The organism is Burkholderia perseverans, from assembly GCF_022870505.1.
Classification (GTDB): Bacteria; Pseudomonadota; Gammaproteobacteria; order Burkholderiales; family Burkholderiaceae; genus Burkholderia; species Burkholderia plantarii.
Genome location: NZ_CP045093.1, coordinates 381,529 through 400,776 on the forward strand (window position 1 = coordinate 381,529; position 19,248 = coordinate 400,776).

General features: G+C 71.1%; 18 protein-coding genes. 14 read left to right on the plus strand and 4 right to left on the minus strand.

Going from position 1 to position 19,248, the window contains the following annotated elements:
* The first annotated feature begins 5 nt into the window (after positions 1 to 5).
* The 9 genes from BpN12_RS01635 to scpA are packed head-to-tail and all read left to right on the plus strand — an operon-like array spanning position 6 to position 9,584.
* Positions 6 to 1,037: a Nit6803 family nitrilase gene (locus BpN12_RS01635; protein ID WP_246793547.1), complete on the plus strand. Its 1,032-nt coding sequence runs from the start codon at positions 6 to 8 to the stop codon at positions 1,035 to 1,037.
* On the plus strand, positions 985 to 2,100 hold the full coding sequence (locus BpN12_RS01640; RefSeq protein WP_246793548.1) for an MSMEG_0568 family radical SAM protein: 1,116 nt from the start codon (positions 985 to 987) through the stop codon (positions 2,098 to 2,100). The genes BpN12_RS01635 and BpN12_RS01640 overlap by 53 nt, the downstream gene beginning before the upstream one ends.
* 2 nt (positions 2,101 to 2,102) lie before the next feature.
* Complete coding sequence (locus BpN12_RS01645) at positions 2,103 to 2,663, plus strand: MSMEG_0567/Sll0786 family nitrogen starvation N-acetyltransferase (protein WP_246793549.1); 561 nt, start codon at positions 2,103 to 2,105, stop codon at positions 2,661 to 2,663.
* 32 nt (positions 2,664 to 2,695) lie between these two features.
* Entirely contained in the window at positions 2,696 to 3,694 is a 999-nt protein-coding gene (locus BpN12_RS01650) for a sll0787 family AIR synthase-like protein (RefSeq protein ID WP_246794742.1), read from the plus strand.
* Positions 3,694 to 4,926, plus strand: coding sequence for an MSMEG_0565 family glycosyltransferase (locus BpN12_RS01655; protein ID WP_246794743.1), 1,233 nt, complete (start codon positions 3,694 to 3,696; stop codon positions 4,924 to 4,926). Before BpN12_RS01650 ends, BpN12_RS01655 begins: the two co-directional genes overlap by 1 nt.
* 2 nt (positions 4,927 to 4,928) lie before the next feature.
* Positions 4,929 to 5,213 (plus strand): MSMEG_0570 family nitrogen starvation response protein, encoded by a 285-nt coding sequence (locus BpN12_RS01660; protein WP_042627076.1) that lies wholly within the window; start codon positions 4,929 to 4,931, stop codon positions 5,211 to 5,213.
* Between the two features lie 41 nt (positions 5,214 to 5,254).
* On the plus strand, positions 5,255 to 6,577 hold the full coding sequence (locus tag BpN12_RS01665) for an MSMEG_0569 family flavin-dependent oxidoreductase (RefSeq protein WP_246793550.1): 1,323 nt from the start codon (positions 5,255 to 5,257) through the stop codon (positions 6,575 to 6,577).
* Between the two features lie 17 nt (positions 6,578 to 6,594).
* Positions 6,595 to 7,449 carry a Pnap_2097 family protein gene (locus BpN12_RS01670; protein WP_246793551.1) on the plus strand — a complete coding sequence of 285 codons (855 nt, stop codon included), beginning with the start codon at positions 6,595 to 6,597 and terminating at the stop codon, positions 7,447 to 7,449.
* On the plus strand, positions 7,446 to 9,584 hold the full coding sequence (gene scpA, locus BpN12_RS01675; protein ID WP_246793552.1) for a methylmalonyl-CoA mutase: 2,139 nt from the start codon (positions 7,446 to 7,448) through the stop codon (positions 9,582 to 9,584). The genes BpN12_RS01670 and scpA overlap by 4 nt, the downstream gene beginning before the upstream one ends.
* Positions 9,585 to 9,622: 38 nt before the next feature.
* On the opposite strand, the gene BpN12_RS01680 is transcribed toward scpA, so the two are convergent.
* Together BpN12_RS01680 and BpN12_RS01685 are read right to left on the minus strand one after the other, a co-directional pair.
* On the minus strand, positions 9,623 to 10,036 hold the full coding sequence (locus BpN12_RS01680) for a DUF934 domain-containing protein (protein ID WP_246793553.1): 414 nt from the start codon (positions 10,034 to 10,036) through the stop codon (positions 9,623 to 9,625).
* Positions 10,033 to 11,856 carry a nitrite/sulfite reductase gene (locus tag BpN12_RS01685; protein ID WP_246793554.1) on the minus strand — a complete coding sequence of 608 codons (1,824 nt, stop codon included), beginning with the start codon at positions 11,854 to 11,856 and terminating at the stop codon, positions 10,033 to 10,035. Before BpN12_RS01685 ends, BpN12_RS01680 begins: the two co-directional genes overlap by 4 nt.
* Positions 11,857 to 12,468: 612 nt before the next feature.
* Here BpN12_RS01685 and BpN12_RS01690 point away from each other — a divergent pair.
* On the plus strand, positions 12,469 to 13,338 hold the full coding sequence (locus BpN12_RS01690; RefSeq protein ID WP_246793555.1) for an alpha/beta fold hydrolase: 870 nt from the start codon (positions 12,469 to 12,471) through the stop codon (positions 13,336 to 13,338).
* 89 nt (positions 13,339 to 13,427) lie between these two features.
* Here BpN12_RS01690 and BpN12_RS01695 read toward each other — a convergent pair whose 3' ends face one another.
* Entirely contained in the window at positions 13,428 to 14,360 is a 933-nt protein-coding gene (locus tag BpN12_RS01695) for a LysR substrate-binding domain-containing protein (protein ID WP_246793556.1), read from the minus strand.
* A 180-nt stretch (positions 14,361 to 14,540) separates the two neighbouring features.
* On the opposite strand from BpN12_RS01695, the gene BpN12_RS01700 reads away from it, so the two are divergent.
* The 3 genes from BpN12_RS01700 (at position 14,541) to BpN12_RS01710 (ending at position 17,613) form a co-directional block, all read left to right on the plus strand.
* A complete protein-coding gene (locus tag BpN12_RS01700; protein WP_246793557.1) occupies positions 14,541 to 15,701 on the plus strand; it encodes a branched-chain amino acid ABC transporter substrate-binding protein in 1,161 nt (386 codons plus the stop codon).
* 99 nt (positions 15,702 to 15,800) lie between these two features.
* Positions 15,801 to 16,343, plus strand: a complete 543-nt coding sequence (locus BpN12_RS01705) for an L-2-amino-thiazoline-4-carboxylic acid hydrolase (RefSeq protein WP_246793558.1) — start codon at positions 15,801 to 15,803, stop codon at positions 16,341 to 16,343.
* Positions 16,333 to 17,613, plus strand: coding sequence for a Zn-dependent hydrolase (locus BpN12_RS01710; RefSeq protein WP_246793559.1), 1,281 nt, complete (start codon positions 16,333 to 16,335; stop codon positions 17,611 to 17,613). Before BpN12_RS01705 ends, BpN12_RS01710 begins: the two co-directional genes overlap by 11 nt.
* A gap of 184 nt (positions 17,614 to 17,797) precedes the next feature.
* On the opposite strand, the gene BpN12_RS01715 is transcribed toward BpN12_RS01710, so the two are convergent.
* Positions 17,798 to 18,094 carry a hypothetical protein gene (locus tag BpN12_RS01715; RefSeq protein ID WP_246793560.1) on the minus strand — a complete coding sequence of 99 codons (297 nt, stop codon included), beginning with the start codon at positions 18,092 to 18,094 and terminating at the stop codon, positions 17,798 to 17,800.
* Between the two features lie 347 nt (positions 18,095 to 18,441).
* Between BpN12_RS01715 and BpN12_RS01720 the strand changes: the two genes are divergently transcribed.
* Positions 18,442 to 19,233, plus strand: a complete 792-nt coding sequence (locus tag BpN12_RS01720) for a lysozyme inhibitor LprI family protein (protein ID WP_246793561.1) — start codon at positions 18,442 to 18,444, stop codon at positions 19,231 to 19,233.
* The last annotated feature ends 15 nt before the right edge of the window (positions 19,234 to 19,248 follow it).

The window sequence follows — 19,248 nt, forward strand, 5'->3', positions numbered from 1 at the left end:
CCAACATGAGCGACAAACGCATGGTTCGCGCGGCCGCCGCCCAGATCGCACCCGATCTGGAGCGGGCCGCGGCGACGCTCGACAAGGTCTGCGCGGCGATCGACGCGGCGGCGCGCGAAGGCGTGCAGCTGATCGTGTTCCCCGAGACTGTCGTGTCGTATTACCCGTACTTCTCGTTCGTGCGGCCGCCCGTGCTGTCGGGCGCCGACCACATGCGGCTCTACGAGGAAGCGGTGGTGGTGCCCGGCCCGATCACGCAGGCGGTGGCCGGGCGGGCGCGCCGGCACGGCATGGTGGTGGTGCTCGGCGTGAACGAGCGCGACCACGGCAGCCTCTACAACACGCAACTGGTGTTCGATGCCGACGGCCAGCTGCTCGTGAAGCGCCGCAAGCTCACGCCCACCTTCCATGAACGGATGATCTGGGGGCAGGGCGACGCGGCGGGCCTGAAGGTCGCGCACACGGCGGTCGGCCGGGTCGGCGCGCTGGCCTGCTGGGAGCACTACAACCCGCTCGCGCGCTATGCGCTGATGGCGCAGCACGAGGAGATCCACTGCGCGCAGTTCCCGGGCTCGCTGGTGGGGCCGATCTTCGCCGAGCAGATCGAGGTGACGATCCGCCATCACGCGCTCGAATCGGGCTGCTTCGTGATCAATTCGACGGGTTGGCTCAGCGACGCGCAGGTGCAGTCGATCACGCCCGATCCGCAGCTGCAGAAGGCGCTGCGCGGCGGCTGCCTGAGCGCGATCGTGTCGCCGGAGGGCCAGCATCTGGCCGAGCCGCTGCGCGACGGCGAGGGCCTCGTGATCGCCGATCTCGACATGTCGCTGATCACCAAGCGCAAACGCATGATGGATTCGGTCGGCCATTACGCGCGTCCCGAGCTGCTGAGCCTCGCGATCAACGATCGCCCGGCCGTGCCGGTCACGACCATGGCGCCGGCCGGCGCCTTTTCCCCCGTCCCCGCTTCCGAAGGAGCCTTCGATGAATCCCGTCAGCGCGAAACCGTCGGCGCAGAGCCGGCAACTGATCACTGAGCTGCAATCGGTCGGGCTGCGGCTCGTCGATCCGAAGGCCGGCGCCGCGAGCCGGCGCGGCGGGGCCGGGCCGTCCGACCACAAGGCGGTGACGGTGGACGGCGTCACGGTGATGGTGCCGGTGCATACCAGCACCGCCTGGGATTCGCCGTTCGTGGCCGGCGCGCCCGACGCGAGCGGCGCGAGCACGCTCTCGCGCGGCACGATCCCGATCGCCGACATCCGCTTCCCGGCGAATCCGCGCTTCTACGCGCTGCAGACGCTCGACGGCGTGCCGTATTCGCAGATCGCCACGCTGCACGGTGCCGACGTGCTCGCCACCACGGTGCTGCAGACCTGCATCCGCTACGAGAGCCGCCGCAAGATGTGCCAGTTCTGCTCGATCGGACAATCGCTGGCGGCGGGCCGCACCATCGCGCGCAAGACGCCCGAGCAGCTGGCCGAGGTGGCGCGCGCGGCGGTGCTGCTCGACGGCGTGAAGCACATGGTGCTGACCACCGGCACGCCGGCCGCGAGCGATCGCGGCGCGAGCATCCTGTGCGACAGCGCGTTCGCGATCAAGGCCGCCGTCGATCTGCCGATCCAGGGGCAGTGCGAGCCGCCCGACGACGACGCCTGGTTCGCGCGCATGAAGGCGAGCGGCATCGACACGCTCGGCATGCATCTGGAGGCGGTCACGCCTGCCGTGCGCGAGCGGATCATGCCGGGCAAGGCGAGCGTGCCGATCGCGCGCTACCTCGACGCGTTCGACGCGGCGGTGGCCGTGTTCGGGCGCGGCCAGGTCAGCACCTACATCCTCGCCGGGCTCGGCGACACGGCCGAGGCGATCCTCGCGATGTCGGCGCAGCTGATCGCGCGCGGCGTCTATCCGTTCGTGGTGCCGTTCGTGCCGATCAGCGGCACGCCGCTCGAAAGCCATCCGGCGCCGTCGCCCGAGTTCATGCGCGAGGTGCTCGCGCCGCTCGGCGCGATGCTGCGCGAGGCGGGCCTGCGCTCGGCCGACATCAAGGCCGGCTGCGGGAAATGCGGCGCCTGCTCGTCGCTGTCCACCTACGAGGCCTGACCATGGATTGCGACGCGATGTGGGAAGCCGGCGCGGCGCTCGCCTACCGGCCCGCCGAATACCGGATCAAGTGGGCCGCGCTGCCGTGGGAGATCGAGGAAGCGCACCAGCTGCGCCGCGCGGTGTTCTGCATGGAGCAGGGCGTGTTCGTCGGCGACGACCGCGACGAGATCGACACGCACGCGCAGCTGCTGGTGGCCGTCAGCGGCTGCGCCGGGCTGCCCGACCAGGTGGTCGGCACGGTGCGGATCCACGAGTTCGCGCCGGGCGAATGGCTCGGCTCGCGGCTCGCCGTCCACGCGGCGTTCCGCAACCATGGCCGGATCGGCTCGACGCTGATCATGCTGGCGGTGCGCAGCGCCCACGCGCTCGGCTGCCATACGTTCCATGCGCACGTGCAGGCGCAGAACGTGCCGCTGTTCCGCCGCCTGCACTGGGATTCGCTCGGCGAGGAGCTGCTGCACGGGCGCCTGCACCATCGCATGCAGGCCGATCTCGCGCATTACCCGCCGTGCACGACGCCGTATGCGGGCTTCGTGCTGCCGGCCGGAGGCGCGCGATGAACGGCACGCCCGATCTCACCACCGGCGCCGCCATGTCTCCCGCCGCCGCGCTGGCCGCGCGCGTCGAACGCCTGCGCGCGAGCCGCGGCTTCGCCCACAAGACCGACATCGCCGACGTGGTCGGCACACTCGCGCGCGCGCTGCCGAACGGCGCGGCCGATCTCGCGCAGGCGGTGGCGGTCGGCGACGACTGTGCCGCGATCGCCGACGGCGACGGCTATCTGCTGTTCGCGATCGAAGGCCTGGTGGCCGACTTCGTCGCCGCGATGCCGTGGTTCGCCGGCTACAGCGGCGTGATGGTCAACGTCAGCGACGTCTATGCGATGGGCGGCCGGCCGCTCGCGGTGGTGGACGCGCTCTGGAGCGACGGCATGGCCGGCGCGCGCGCGGTGCTCGACGGCATGGCCGCCGCCTCGGCCGCCTACGGCGTGCCGATCGTGGGCGGCCACAGCAACGCACGCGCGAATGGCTCGCAGCTCGCGGTGGCGATCCTCGGCCGCGCGCGCCGGCTGCTGACCAGCTTCGCGGCGCGGTCCGGCGACCGGCTGGTGATGGCCGTCGACCTGCGCGGCCGTTTCGAGGATCCCTATCCGTTCTGGAACGCCTCGGTGGGCGCGCCGCCCGCGCGGCTGCGCGGCGACCTCGAACTGCTGCCGGCGCTGGCCGAGGACGGCCTTTGCGAGGCAGCCAAGGACATCAGCATGGCCGGCGTGCTCGGCACCGCGCTGATGCTGCTCGAAGCGTCGGGCGTCGGCGCGCGGATCGAGCTCGACGCGCTGCCTCGCCCCGACGGCGTCGATTTCGAGCGCTGGCTCAGCGCGTTTCCGAGCTACGGATTTCTGCTCGCGGTGAGCGAGGCCAACCTGGATGCGGTGACCGCACGCTTCACTGCACGCGGGCTGGCCTGCGCCGCGATCGGCACGCTCGACACGTCGCGCGAACTGATCGTGACCGAGGGCGACGCGGCGGCACAGCTGTGGGATCTGCGCGAGACGCCGTTCATCGGCGCCGTGCCGGAGGTCACGCCATGATGCCGGCGCGGCCCCTGAGGATCGGCCTCTGCACGCATTCGGTGAATCCGCGCGGCGGCGTGGTCCACACGCTCGAACTGGCGCGCGCGCTCGGCGCGGCCGGCCACGACGTGACGGTGATCGCGCCGGCCGCGCCGGGCGAAGATCTGTTCCGGCGCGATGCCGCGCCGGCTGGCGGCGCGGCCTATCGCGTGGTGCTCGCGCGCACCGCCAACGCCGCGACCGATTCGGCCGATACGGTCGGCATGGTCGCCACGCGCATCGCCGCGATCCGCGCGGCCTTCGATCGCGAGGCGCTCGCGCGCTTCGACGTGCTGCACGCGCAGGACAGCATCAGCGGCAACGCGCTCGCCGAGTGGAAGGCCGAGGGCGCGATTCCGGGCTTCGTGCGTACCGTCCACCATCTCGACACGTTCACGAACCCGACGCTCGACGCGTGGCAGCGGCGCGCCTGGCGCGATGCCGATCGCGTGTTCTGCGTGAGCGCCGCATGGACCGCGCGGATGCGCGACGAACATGGCGCCGATGCGCACCAGATCGCGAACGGCATCGACGTCGAGCGGTTCCGCCGCGCGCCGGCCGGCGGCGTGGCCGCGCTGCGGCGGCGCTTCGGCCTGGGCGACGGCCCGCTGGTGCTGGCGATCGGCGGCATCGAGGCGCGCAAGAACACGCTCGCGCTGCTCGATGCGTTCGCGCGCCTGCGCGCGGCCCGGCCCACGGCGCAGCTCGTGATCGCCGGCGGCGCGAGCCTGCTCGATCACGATGCCTGCACGCGCCGCTTCGTGGCGCGCGCGGCCGAGCTGGGCCTGTCGATCGGCGCGGGCGCGCCGGTGGTCGTGACCGGCGCGCTCGACGACGACGCGATCGTCGCGCTGCTGCACGCGGCCGGCGTGGTCTCGATGGTGTCGCTGCGCGAGGGCTTCGGGCTGGTGGTGCTCGAAGCGCTCGCGGCCGGCCGGCCGGTGGTGGTCTCGCGGATCGCGCCGTTCACCGAGCATCTCGACGAACGCACCTGCGTCTGGGCCGATCCCGCCGATGTCGCGTCGATCGCCACGGCGCTCGGCGACGCGCTCGACGGCCGCCGCGCGCCCGATTTCGCGGCCGCCGTGCCCGCGCTGCTGGCGCGCTTCGGCTGGGCCGCGAGCGCCGCCACGCACGTCGCCCTCTACCGGGAATGGCTGGCGTCGCGCGCCGCGGCCCGCTCACTTTCTCCCTTCGCACAGGAAACCTGATCATGCCCGTCATGCACTTCCGGGTCCGCTGGCCCGACGCTTCCGAAACCCGCTGCTACTCGCCGTCCACCATCGTGGCCGACTACTTCACGCCGGGCCAGCACTACGCGCTCGACGATTTCGTCGCGCGCTCGCGCGAGTCGCTCGGCATCGCCTCCGAACGCGTGCGCGCGAAGTTCGGCTACGCCTGCTCGGCCGCGATGGACGAACTCGCGCGCATCGAGTCGCTGGCCGAGCAGTTCGGCGCCGTCCCCGACGCCGCCGTCACGGTGCTCGCGCTCGACTGAACGCGCCGCGCCCGCCCCATTTCCGCTACAGGAGCTTCATCATGTCGATCCCCTCCCCGTCGTCGTCCGCCCCGTCGGACGCGGTCCCGCACCATCCCGTGATCATCGTCGGCGGCGGGCAGGCCGGGCTGTCCGTCAGCTATTACCTGAAGCAGGCCGGCGTCGCTCATCTGGTGATCGAGAAGGAAACCGTCACGCACACCTGGCGCGGCCAGCGCTGGGACGCGTTCTGTCTCGTCACGCCGAACTGGCAGTGCGCGCTGCCCGGCTGGCCCTATCGCGGCGACGATCCGCACGGCTTCATGACGAAGGACGAGATCATCGCGTACCTGGACGGCTTCGTCGCGATGGTCGACGCGCCGGTACTCGAACACACGCGTGTGCTGCGCGTCTCGCGCGATGCTAACGGGCGGTATCGGGTCGCCACCTCGCGCGGCGCGTTCACGGCCGACCAGGTGGTGGTGGCCTCGGGCGGTTATCACACGCCGATCGTGCCGCGCCTGGCCGAGCGGCTGCCGGCCTCGATCGTGCAGGTGCAGTCGTCCGACTACCGCAACGCCGCGATGCTGCCCGAGGGCGGCGTGCTGGTGGTCGGCTCCGGGCAGTCGGGCGCGCAGATCGCCGAGGATCTGCATCTGGCCGGCCGGCGCGTGACGCTGGCGGTCGGCGACGCGCCGCGCTGCGCGCGTTTCCATCGCGGCCGCGACGTGGTGGACTGGCTCGCCGACATGCGCTACTACGAGATGCCGGTCGAGCAGCATCCGCTGCGCGAAGGCGTGCGCGACAACACCAACCACTACGTGACGGGCCGCGACGGTGGCCGCGACATCGACCTGCGCCGCTTCGCGGCCGAGGGCATGGAGCTGTACGGCCGGCTCGAGGACTACCGCGACGGCGCGCTGCAATTCGCGACCAACCTCGGCGCCTGCCTCGACAGCGCCGACGAGATCTACAACGGCATCAACGCGAGCATCGACGGCTTCATCGAGAAGCACGGCATCGATGCGCCGCCCGCCACGCGCTACGAGCCGGTCTGGCGGCCGGCCGCCGAACGCGCCGCGCTGCCGCTGGAGACGAGCGGCATCGGCTCGATCGTCTGGTGCATCGGCTTCACGCCCGACTTCAGCTGGATCGACCTGCCGGTGTTCAACGGGCGCGGCTACCCGGCTCACTCGCGTGGCGTGACGGCCGTGGACGGCCTCTATTTCGTCGGCCTGCCGTGGCTGCATACCTGGGGCTCGGGGCGCTTCTCGGGCATCGCGCGCGACGCCGAGTATCTGGTCGCGCGGATTCGCGAGGCCGCAGGCGCAGCCGATTCGACGGCGGCCGGCGCCGCGCGCGTCGCCGAAGGCGCGGCGGTCTGACGGGCGGGGCGGTCGCGATGCAGACGAGGCTTCACCGCTACCGGGCCGGCATGCCGCAACTGGGCTACACCGGCCTCGCGGAAAACTGGCTCTTGAAGGAATGCGGGCACCGGCACTGGGAGGCGCTCGCCGCGCATGCGGGCCGCGACGCGCCCGATTTCGTCGACGATCGCGGCCGGCGCGCCTACGCGGCGTTCGTCGCGATTCGCGTGGTGCTGCCCGCGCCCTCCGCGATCGACGAGAACGACGCGTTCGAGATCGCGCTCACGCTGCGCCGCGTGGGCGCCGTGCGGCACGCGAGCGAGCAGCGCATCGTGCGCGGCGGCGTGGAGGTGGGTTCGGTGACGATGCTCTCCACCTTCGTCACGCGCGAGCGGGCCGGCAGCAACCGCTCGGTGGCGCGGGCGCGCTTCGCCGCGCTCGGCGGCGCGCTGGACGAGGCGGGCACGCTGCCCGAGGCGGTCGCGGCGCTGGCTTCGCGCGGTCGCGCGCTGCGCGAGCGCGATCCGGCCGCCGTGCCGGCGTGGGCACAGCCGCTCGCGGCCACGGACGCCGGCCCGATCGAGGCGGCCGAGTTCCTGCCGTGCCCGAACAACGATTTCAACGGCGCCGACCTGCTGTATTTCGCGAGCTTCCAGGCCTTCGTCGATCGCGCCGAGTGGCAGCGCCACCGCTTCGCGCGCCCGCCCGCGCTGGTGTCGCGCGTGCTGCATTTCCACGGCAACCTCGACCTCGGCGACACGCTGCGGGTCCAGCCGCTCGCCGAGCAGCGCGACGGCGCGCGGCTGCGCCACTGGTGCGAACTCGTGCGCGGCGCCGACGGCATGAAGATCGCCGACGTGATCACCGAAAAGACCTGGGAGGCCGCATGAGCGACGCCACCGTGCCGCCGCGCGAGCGCGCGGTACCGCTGCGCGCGCTCTACACGCGCGAGGATCTGCACGGCATCGCGCATCTCGACGCGCTGCCGGGGCAGGCGCCGTTCGTGCGCGGCCCGCATCCGTCGATGTACACCGGGCGCCCCTGGACGATTCGCCAGTACACGGGGCACGCCGACGCGGCCGACACCAACCTCGCGTTTCGCGCGGCCGTGGACGCGCAGGCGAACGGCCTGTCGGTCGCGTTCGACCTGCCGACCCAGCGCGGCTACGATTCCGATCACCGCGAGGCGGCGGCCGAGGTCGGTCTGGCAGGCGTCGCGATCGACACCGTCGACGACATGCAGCGGCTGTTCGACGGCATCGCGCTCGATCGCGTGTCGGTGTCGATGACGATGAACGGCGCGGTGCTGCCGGTGCTGGCGGCGTTCATCGTCGCGGCCGAGACTCGCGGCGTGCCGGCCGCGCAGCTGACCGGCACGATCCAGAACGACATCCTCAAGGAATATCTGGTCCGCCATACCTGGATTCATGCGCCGCAGCCGTCGCTGCGGATCGTCGCCGAGGTGGCCGCGTATCTGGCCGAGCATGCGCCGCGCTTCAACGCGCTGTCGGTGTCCGGCTACCACTTCCAGGAAGCGGGTGCCGACCCGGTGCTCGAACTCGCGCTGACGCTGGCCAACGCGCGCACCTATGTCGAGCGGCTGACGGCGGCCGGGCTCGACGCCGACGCGGTGTGCGCGCGGCTGAGCTTCTTCTTCGGCGTGGGCACCGATTTCTATACCGAGATCGCCAAGCTGCGCGCCGCGCGGCTGCTGTGGGCCGAGATCGCGGCCGGCTGCGGGGCGCGCAGCGATCGTGCCCGCGCGCTGCGCACGCATTGCCAGACCTCGGGCTGGTCGCTGAGCGCGCAGGAGCCCGAGAACAACATCGTGCGCGTGACCGTGGAGGCGATGGCGGCCGTGTTCGGCGGCACGCAGTCGCTGCATACGAATGCCTGGGACGAGGCGCTCGCGCTGCCGTCGGCCGGCGCCGCGCGGCTCGCGCGCAACACGCAGCGAATCCTGCAGCACGAGATGGGGCTGTGCGACAGCGTCGATCCGTGGGCCGGCTCGTACCTGATGGAATCGCTGACCGACGGCATCGCGCAGCGCGTGCGCGAGGAACTGCGGGCGATCGACGCGCAAGGCGGCATGCTCGCCGTGATCGGCAGCGGCTGGGCGTGCGAGCGCGTCCGCGCGGGCGCCCGGGCCGCGCAGGCGCGCATCGATGCGGGGCGGCAGGTGGTGGTGGGCGTGAACCGCTTCGTGGCCGACGACGCGGGCGGCGCGCCCGACTGCCGCGAGATCGACGGCCGGCATGTGCGCGCGATGCAATGCGCGCGGCTTGCGCAGACGCGGGCGCGGCGCGATCCGGCGCGCGTCGCGGCAGCCTTGCGCGCGTTGACCGACGCGGCACGCGACGGCGGCGCGAACCTGCTCGCGCTGGCGATCGACTGCATGCGCGCGCGGGCGACGGTGGGCGAATGCACGGCGGCGCTCGAAATCGTCTGGCCGCGCTACCGCTTGCCGGACGAAGGTGCGCGCGGGGTTGGCGCGGAGGTGGTGAACGCGGCGCCTTACGCGAGCGAGCGCGGCGGCGATCCCGCCTGGCAGGCGGCGCTGGCGCGCGTGCGTGCGCTTGCGGCGCGGCTTGGCCGCCGGCCCGGCATCGTGATCGCAAAGCTCGGGCAGGACGGCCACGATCGCGGCGCCGAGGTGGTGGCCACGGCGTTCGCGGAAGCCGGGTTCGAGGTGCTGCGCGCGCCGCTGTTCACGTCGCCCGAGGCGGTTGCCGAACTCGTCGCGACGCGCCGGCTCACGGCGAGCGTCGATCTGCTCGGCGTCTCGACGCTGTCGGGCGCGCATGGCGAGACCGTGCCGGCGCTGCTCGACGCGCTGGCGGCGCGCGCGCTCGCGGTGCCGGTGATCGTCGGCGGCATCGTGCCCGAGGCGCATGCACGGGCGCTGGTCGCGCGTGGCGTGGTGGACGTGTTCGGGCCCGGGGTGCCGCTCGACGTGCTGGTTACGCGCGTCGCGGCGGCCATCGAGCGGACTGTGGTGCCGGCGCGCGGGGATCGTGTCGCTTGAGGGTGAGGGATCCGATTGAATGCCCGCGCTGCCCGCGTTCAACCGTCCCCGTCGCGCCGGAACGGCGCGGCCTGCCGCACGTCGGCCTGATAGAACGCCGGAAACCGTTCGAGCTGCCGCAGCGCGTCGTCGAGCGCGACGCCGTCGGCCAGCACCGCGCTCGAAAAGCCGGTGCGCTCCATCAGCATCAGCTGGTCGGCGAGCACCTCGCCCGTCGCGCGCAGGTCGCCGCGAAAGCCGAGCCGGCGCCGCACCAGATAGGCCTGGCTATAGGCGCGGCCGTCGGTGAACGAGGGGAAATGCAGTTCGACGCGCGCGGCCCGCGCGATCGCGTCGGCATGCTCGATCACGTCGGCGTCGTTGCCGAGCGTGACCACGGCGTGGGTCGTGTCCGGCGATTCGGCCGCGTGCGTGTCGGCCGTCAACAGGCGAAGTCGGTCGGGTGCGTTCATGCGAGCTGCTCCTCGGCGGGTTCGGCGCTGCGCGCGGCCTGCGCGGCGGCCTTGAACGGCTCGATGCCGATCCGGGCCACGGTCTCGATGAAGGTCTCGCGGCGCGTGGCGGGTGTGTCCGGCGTGGCAGGCGTGGCACGCAGCGCGACGTAAGTGGACAGTACCGCGTCGATCACGTCGGGCACCTCGCGCGCCGAGAACGACGGCCCGATCACCTTGCCCGCGCGCGCCTCGCCGCCGCGCGCGGAGCCGTCGGCGCCGCCGAGCGTGATCTGATACCACTCGCGGCCGTCCTTGTCGACGCCGAGGATGCCGATGTGGCCACTATGGTGATGGCCGCACGAGTTGATGCAGCCGCTGATATGCAGATCGATCTCGCCCAGGTCCTCGAGTTCGTCGAGATCCTGGTAGCGCTCGGCGATCGCATCGGCGATCGGCAGCGAGCGTGCATTGGCGAGCGCGCAGAAATCGCCGCCCGGGCACGCGATCATGTCGGTCAGCAGGTGGACGTTCGCGCTCGCCAGCCCTTCGGCGCGCGCCGCTTCCCAGAGCGCGAGCAGATCGTCGGCGTGGACCCACGGCAGCACCACGTTCTGCGCATGCGTGACGCGCGCCTCGCCGGCCGAGAAGCGATCGACCAGCGTGGCCACGCGTTCGAGCTGGTCGGCCGACGCGTCGCCGGGCGCCTGCAGGGTCCGTTTGAACGACAGCGTGACGATCCGCAGCGCCGGATCACGATGCGGCGCGACGTTGCGCGCGAGCCAGCCGGCCAGCGCCGGCGTGCGTGCAGCGGCCTCGGCGAGCCGGGCCGCGGCGCCCGCATCGATCGCGCCCGCGAGGCGCGCGGCGACGGCGTCGGGCACCACGAAGCAGGCGCGCACGCGCGCCAGTTCGGCATTGGGAATCGTGTGCGGGCCGCCGTCGTGCTCGACGATCTGCTGGAACTCGGCCTCGACGTCGTCGATGAAGCGCTGCCCCTCGGCCTTCACGAGGATCTTGATGCGAGCCTTGTACTTGTTGTCGCGACGGCCGTACTGGTTGTACACGCGCACGATCGCCTCGATGTAATTCATGATGTGCCGCCACGGCACGAACTCGCGCATCGGCGTTCCGATCACGGGCGTGCGGCCCATCCCGCCGCCCGCCGTGACGCGAAAGCCGAGTTCGCCGGCGGCGTCATGCACGAGCCGCAGCCCGACGTCGTGCCAGGCGGTGGCCGCGCGGTCCTCGTCGGCGCCCGTGATCGCGATCTTGAACTTGCGCGGCAGGAACGCGAACTCGGGGTGCAGCGTCGTCCACTGCCGCATGATTTCGGCGAACGGGCGCGGGTCGGCGATCTCGTCGGGCGCCACGCCGGCGCGTTCGTCGCACGAGATGTTGCGGATGCAGTTGCCGCTGGTCTGGATACCATGCATGTCGACGCTGGCGAGCAGGTCCATCACGTCGGCCGAGCGGTCGAGCGGGATCCAGTTGAACTGCACGTTGGTGCGCGTCGTGAAATGCGCGTGGCGCGTGGGCAGCCGCACGGTGCCGAGCGCGCGCTGGGCGTCGAGCGCCCGGCGGTAGACCTCGGGCTCGGGCACGTCGTAGTCGCGCGCCACGCGGGCCAGCACGCGCAGCTGGGCGCTCGACAGCTCGCCATAGGGCACCGCCACGCGCAGCATCGGCGCGTGGCGCTGCACGTACCAGCCGTTCTGCAGCCGCAGCGGGCGGAACGCGTCCTCGCTGAGCCGGCCGTCCTGCCAGCGTTCGAGCTGATCGCGGAATTGCGCGGCGCGACTGCGCACGAACGCGCGGTCGAAATCGGTATATCGATACATGGTGGTGGGGAAAAGGCGCGGCGGGACGTGCCGAAAGCGCCGACGTTACGACGCGGGTGCCGCACCGGCAAGCAGCAGATGGCGCCGAAAACGGCGCAGCAGACGAGCGAACGACAACCCCGCGTGCAGAAGGTTTGCGCGGCGCCATCTGCTATGCACGTTTTCCTTGCGGCTGCTGCTGTACCGGTGCGCCGGGACACGCGATGATGGATGCCAGAGCGAGACACCGTGGCGCCCCTTCGTCCGGTGTCGAGCCGGGATTACTGCGCGAGTGCCCGGATCATCACGCCTAAACCCGCAGAGCTTGCGGCCGCATGCCTGTGGCGCGGCAGGCAACCGCTCCGACACTTGCGTGCCGGAGCCCTCATTCGAGCGATCGACGCGGCCCGGTAGCGGGCCGCGTCGCATTCCGGCCGGGTCTCGCGGTTCACGTTGGAGTCGCATCGGATTCCTGACGATGCCCGAGCGCCGTTGCTTCGTTCCTCAAGCCATGCTCAACGTTCCGCGTTCGCGGGGCCGAACCGCCGGCCGGCCTTCCGAAACAGCCGGGCAATCGCGCGTGCCGCGCTCCTATAATGGCCGCTCCCGATTCGAACGCCCACGGTCCTTCCCATGTCCACCAATCCGAACCGAAACCGGCTGCGGCTGCAGCGCCTGTTCCTCTGCGCCTGCGCCGCGTTCACGCTGCACGCGCAGGCCGAACCCCGCTGGCAGACGCTGCCGCCCACACCGGCGCCGGTGGCGGGCGAGCGGCACGGCATCGCCGACGTCCACGGCATCCATCTCTACTACGCCACGATCGGCCATGGCACGCCGGTTATCCTGCTGCACGGCGGCCTGTCGAATTCCGATTACTTCGGCCATCAGGTCAAGGCGCTGATGAAGCACCATCAGGTGATCGTGGTGGACAGCCGCGGGCACGGCCGCAGCTCGCGCGACGCGCAGCCGTTCGGCTATGACCTGATGACGAACGACGTGGTCGCGCTGATGGACACGCTCAAGCTGCGCCGGGCCGACATCGTCGGCTGGAGCGACGGCGCGATCATCGGCATCGACATGGCGATCCGTCATCCGGACCGGGTCGGCAAGGTGGTGGCGTTCGCCGCGAACACGAAGACCGACGGCGTGATGCCCGACGTCGAGAAGAACCCGACGTTCGCGGCCTTCATCCGGCGCGGCGGCGACGAGTACCGCCGCCTGTCGCCGACGCCGAAGGAGTACGACGCGTTCGTCGAGCAGATCAGCCACATGTGGGCGTCGCAGCCGAACTGGAGCGATGCGCAGCTGAAGGCGATCACCACGCCCGTGCTCGTGATGGACGGCGATCACGACGAGGCGATCAAGCGCGAGCACACCGAATACATCGCCGCGACGATTCCGGGCGCGGGGCTGCAGATCCTGCCCGGGACGAGCCATTTCGCGATGCTGCAGGATCCCGAGGCGTTCAACTTCGCGATCGAGCATTTTCTTGGGGATCGGTAGGCGGGGGCTCGGGGCCGGTCGGGTGCGCGCCTGACGCGATCGTGGTCCGCTCCAGCGCCTGCTATACCTTCTAGCGCAAACCGGCCCCCTCAACGCCGGTCCCCCGCCGCCGCGAGGCGCCGCATCGATTCGGCCGCCGTCTCCCGCAGCCATTCGGCGAGGCGCCGCGCGCCGTCCGGCAGGTCCGCGTCCATGCGGCTGCACAGATAGTAGTCGCGGCCGTCGTCGAGCGCGCTGTCGAACAGCTGCACCACTTCGCCGCTCGCCAGCTCCGCCTCGATCAGCGGCGCGCGCATCAGCCCCGCGCCGAGTCCCGCGCGAATCGCGCTCAGGGTCAGCTGCCCGTCCTCGAACATCGGCCCGACCACCGGCGGCACGTTGCGCACGCCCGCGCCGCGCAGCCAGTTCACCCAGGTGCTGCGGTCCTCGTCATGCACGAGCGGCACCGCGGCGAGGTCGGCCGGCTTGCGGAACGGCCCGAAGCGGCGCCGGAACCCCGCGCTGCAGACCGGCACCATCGCGCCCGGCAGCAGCTTCTCGCAGCGATAGCCGGCCCAGTCGCCGGCGCCGAAGCGGATCGAGAGATCCGACGCGTCGCTGCGATAGTTGCGGTGGTTCGCGTAGAGCACGGTCACGTCGACGTCGGTGTTCGCCTCCAGGAAGCGGTGCAGCCGCGGCACGAACCAGCCGATGCCGAACAGCGGAATCAGGCTGATCGTGATCTGTCGCAGCGACGAGCGATCGCGCACGAAGCCGGTCGCGCTGCGCAGCACCGAGAACGCCGCGCTGATCGAGCGGTAGTAGTCGCGGCCTTCGTCGGTCAGCACCAGCGCGCGGCCCTCGCGCACCGTCAGCGGCGTCAGGATGAACGCGTCGAGCAACTGCAGCTGATGGCTGACCGCCGACGGCGTGATGTCGAGTTCGGCCGCCGCGGCCGTGACCGAGCCCAGCCGCGCGAACGCCTCGAAGGCGCGCACCGCGCGCAGCGGCGGATCGTTTGACAATTGTTCGATATTTTTCATGTTTTGAATTCTATCGAATAATCCGGACGACGGCAAAATCACCAGATTCCTTTGTGGCTAAGGAATTGGTTCGATATTGCCGGCCGGGCATAAGCATTCAATCAAAGCGTATTTGGTTGTGATCGCATGACTGTTTAATATTTTTCATGTTTTAATCGATCGCCCACACGCCTGTCACCCATGAAAAAATCCGTCTCCCTCACCGCCGCCGCGCTCGCCATCGCCGCCGGCGCCACGTTCGCGCTGCCCGCCGGCGCCGCCGCGCCGCAAACCGTGCTGATCGGCCTCGCGGCGCCGCTGACCGGGCCGTCCGCGCGGATCGGCAAGGATCTGCAGAACGGCGCGCAGCTCGCGCTCGACGACGCGAACCGCCGCCATCCGACGCTCGACGGCAAGCCCGTCGTCTACAAGCTGGTGGCCGTGGACGACCAGTCCGACCCGCGCACCGCCGTGACGGTCGCGCAGTCGCTGGTCGAGCAGCACGTGATCGGCGTGGTCGGCCACTGGAACACCGGATGCAGCGTGCCGGCCTCGCGCGTCTATCGCGACGCCGGCATCCCCGAGATCGCGCCGGCCTCCACCGGCCATCAGTACACGCAGCAGGGCTACGCCACCGCGTTCCGCATCATGGGCCACGACGACGACGGCGGCGCCTACACCGGCGCCTACGCCGTGAAGACGCTGCACGCGCGCCGCATCGCCGTGCTCGACGATCGCACCTCGTTCGGCTCGGGCCTCGCCGACCAGTTCGTGAAGGGCGTGAAAGCCGACGGCGGCACGATCGTCGACCGCGAATACGTGAACGACAAGACCGTCGATTTCAGCGGCGTGCTGACGGCTATCAAGGCCAAACAGCCGGACGTGGTGTTCTTCGGCGGGATCGACGCGCAGGCCGCGCCGATCGCGCGCCGCATGCGGCAGCTCGGGATCCACGCCACGCTGCTTGGCGCGGGCGGCTTCGTGAGCCAGACCTTCCTCTCGCTGGCCGGCGCCGACGGCGACGGCGTGACCGCGCTCGAGCCGGGCCGGCCGCTCGCGAAGATGCCGGGCGGCGCCGCGTTCGACGCGCAGTACCGCGCGCGCTACCACGCGCCGATCGAGCTGCACGCGCCGTTCGCCTACGACGCGGCCGCCACGCTGATCGCCGTCGCGCAGCAGACCGGCTCGACCGATCCGGCCACGCTGGTGGCCGCGCTGCATCGCGTCGACCGGCAGGGCGTGACCGGGCGCATCGCGTTCGACGCGCAGGGCAACCTGAAGGATCCGGCCTATACGATCTATCGCGTGCAGGACGGCAAGTGGAACGTCGTCGACGTGCTCGGCGGCGGCGCGAAGCAGTAAGCGGCACGACGGGCGGCGCGCGCCGCCCGGCAGGACCGGCAGCACCCAGACTGCACCGATCACCCACGATAACGACGAACCCCCAAGTCAGGAGTCACCATGACCGAGCCGACCCAGTCCGCCGCGTCGAGCGACGCGGCCGACCATCGCCTGGGCATCCTCGCGCGCCGCAGGATCGAGGCGGAGATCATCAAGCCGATCTACGAAATCATGAAGCGCGAGTTCGGCACCGAGCGCGCGCAGGCCGTGATCGCCGAGGCGGTGCGCGGCGCGGCCGTGGATGCCGGCCAGTCGTTCGCGGCGCAGGAGCCGGACGGCACCAGCATCGCGTCGTTCGTCGCGCTGCAGGTGCTGTGGGAGAAGGACGACGCGCTCGACGTGGAGGTGCAGCGCGAGGACGGCGCGCACTACGACTACGACGTGCATCGCTGCGCCTATGCGGAGATGTATCACGCGATGGGGCTCGGCGAGATCGGCCATCTGCTGAGCTGCGCGCGCGACGAGTATTTTATTCGCGGTTACGATCCGCGTGTCGCGCTCACGCGCACCACCACCATCATGCAGGGCGCCTCGCGCTGCGACTTCCGCTACCGGATGCGCGACGCGGCGCACGCCACCGGAGAGAACCACGATGACGAATGAATCGAAACCGCTGCCGGCCGGCACGCCTCGCGCCGTGCGCGTGGACAGCGCGCGCCTGTGGGAGTCGCTCGACCGGATGGCGCGGATCGGCGCGACGCCGAAGGGCGGCGTCTGCCGCCTCGCGCTGACCGAACTCGACCGCGAATCGCGCGACCTGTTCGTGGCCTGGGCGCGCGAGGCCGGCTGCGCGATCCGCGTCGACGCGATGGGCAACGTGTTCGCGCGCCGCGAGGGCCGCCATGCCGGTGCGGCACCGGTGCTGACCGGCTCGCATGCCGATACGCAGCCCACCGGCGGCCGTTACGACGGCATCTACGGCGTGCTTGGCGGGCTCGAAGTGATCCGCGCGCTCAACGATGCGGGCGTGCAGACCGAGCGGCCGATCGAGGTCGTGCTCTGGACCAACGAGGAGGGCTCGCGCTTCGCGCCGGCGATGGTGTCCTCGGGCGTGTTCGCGGGCGCGTTCACGCTCGACTACGGCCTGTCGCGCACCGACCGCCAGGGCACCACGCTCGGCGCGGCGCTCGCCGCGATCGGCTACGCGGGCGACGCGCCGGTGGGCGGCTTCCCGGTGCATGCGGCCTACGAGCTGCATATCGAGCAGGGGCCGATCCTCGAACGCGCCGGCAACACGATCGGCGTGGTGACGGCCGGGCAGGGCCAGCGCTGGTACGAACTGACGTTCACGGGCGTCGACGCGCACGCCGGCACCACGCCGATGGACGCGCGCCGTGATGCGCTGGTGGGCGCCGCGCGCGTGATCGGCTTCGTCGACGCGATGGGCCGCGGCCGGGCGCCCGACGCGCGCGCCACGGTCGGCCTGATCGAGGCACGGCCGAATTCGCGCAACACGGTGCCGGGCGAATGCTTCTTCACGGTGGAGTTCCGCCATCCCGACGCGGCCGTGCTCGCCGAGATGGACGCCGAACTGCGCGCCGAGGTGGCGCGGATCGCGAGCGAGACCGGGCTCGGCGCGCGCATCGAGCAGATCTTCGACTACGCGCCGGTGCCGTTCGCGCCGCGCTGCATCGAGACCGTGCGCGACGCGGCGCTGGCGCTCGGTCTCTCGCATCAGGACATCGTTTCCGGCGCCGGGCACGACGCCTGTTATCTGGCGCGCGTCGCCCCCACCGGCATGATCTTCGTGCCCTGCGTCGACGGGCTCAGCCACAACGAGGCCGAGGCGATCACGCAGGAATGGGCCGAGGCGGGCGCGAACGTGCTGCTGCACGCGGTGCTGGCGAGCGCGCAGGACGCGGTGGACGCCTGAAGCGGGCGGAGCCGGGACTGCGGCCCGGTTCGGCCGCGACTGCCGATGCGTGCCGGCGCAAACTCAAGCGCACCGGCCGCATCGACCAGCACGGGCGGTGCATCAGCGACAAGCCGTTAACACACGGCAATATCTCAGGCAATCAAGCACCGGATCCGGTGCGCGAGCGTTCGCCGCGCGAAGCTCAGTGGTCCATCACCAGCGTCGGATGGCATTCGAACGTGAGCTTCGCCTCGTTGTCGGAGACGTGCTCGGCGCCGGGGCTCGCATGCATGCCCTGCTGCGCGCAGTAGGCATCGGCGGTGCCGATCGCCTTGCGGTGGGCCGCGGCCCACGAGAGCACGGCGCCGTGGGCCGTGGTGTTGACGGTATAGACGTGCGGCTTGTCGGTCGCGCTGACGTCGGATGCGCTCGAACAGGCGCCGAGCCAGAGTGTCAGGGCCGCCGCGATCAAGCCGATGAGCGGAGTTCTGGGAGACATGGGAAATTTTTTCTGCAATGAAATCAAGGCGACATAAAACGTCGCACTGGAACAGGCGGAAGTATCGGCGATTTCCGCGCGCCGATCATCGTCGCGGGATTGAACAGTACGTTTCCGCCGTGTGAACAATGGCCGGATGGCGCGACGGCCGGCGCGGCGGGTCCTGCGCCGCCCGGATATCGCGTCGAATATCGCGGCGAATATCGCGTCGGACACCACTTTCCGCGTTTTGCCATCCGGCCGGCGGTAAGCTGTGCGACTGCGCGGACCCGCTCGGGTTCCGGCAATTTTCGATCCAATTTCCGAACATAAGCCGGCCCTGCCGCCGGCCCGCCACGGGGGCAATCATGACGGTTCGAATCGGCGCCGGCGCGCTGCTGATCGCACTGGCCGCCGCCGCGTCCGCACACGGCGCGAGTTTCCATTGTCAGGCCGCGCATTCGCCGGTCGAGCACCGGATTTGCGACGACGCCGCGCTCGGCCGGCTCGACACGCAGCTGAACGACGCCTACCACGCGGCGCTCGCGCAAGCCGACGATGCCGGCGAGCTGGCCCGCGAGCAGCGCATCTGGCTCGCCGCGCGCAACCGCTGCGCCGACACGGCCTGCCTCGACCAGGCCTATCACGCCCGGCTCGCGGCGCTGCGGGCGGCGAAGCCGGCCGAATGGCGCCGCTATTCGAACCCGGCCCTCGGCATCGCGTTCGATTACCCATCGAACCGCCGGCCCGTCACGCCGTGCCCCGGCACCGGCGGCAAGCGCTGCGTCGCGCTGGTCGGCGCCGAGATGGCGAACAGCGACTATCTGGTCGAGTTCAACGTCGTGGACGGCGCGCTCGAAGCCGTCGCGCAGCAGGAAGCAGGCTTCGTGCGCAACGATGGCGGCAAGTGGATGACGAGTTTCGGCCGCGGCGATCCGGTCGAGGTCGAGCGTTTCACCGGGACCGGCTGGCAGGGCATGCGCGCACGCGTCGCCTGCGGGGTCAGCGATCCGGACACCGGTTTCCATGCCGTTGCGGGCCAATGCTTGTGGGCCGTGGTCGGCGACGGCCGGCATGCGGTGGTGGCCGATACGCAGGGCATCGTCGGCGACGACGACGCCACGGCGCGCAGCCTCGCCTCGCTGACGTTCCTGAAATAGGCACGCGGCCGGGCC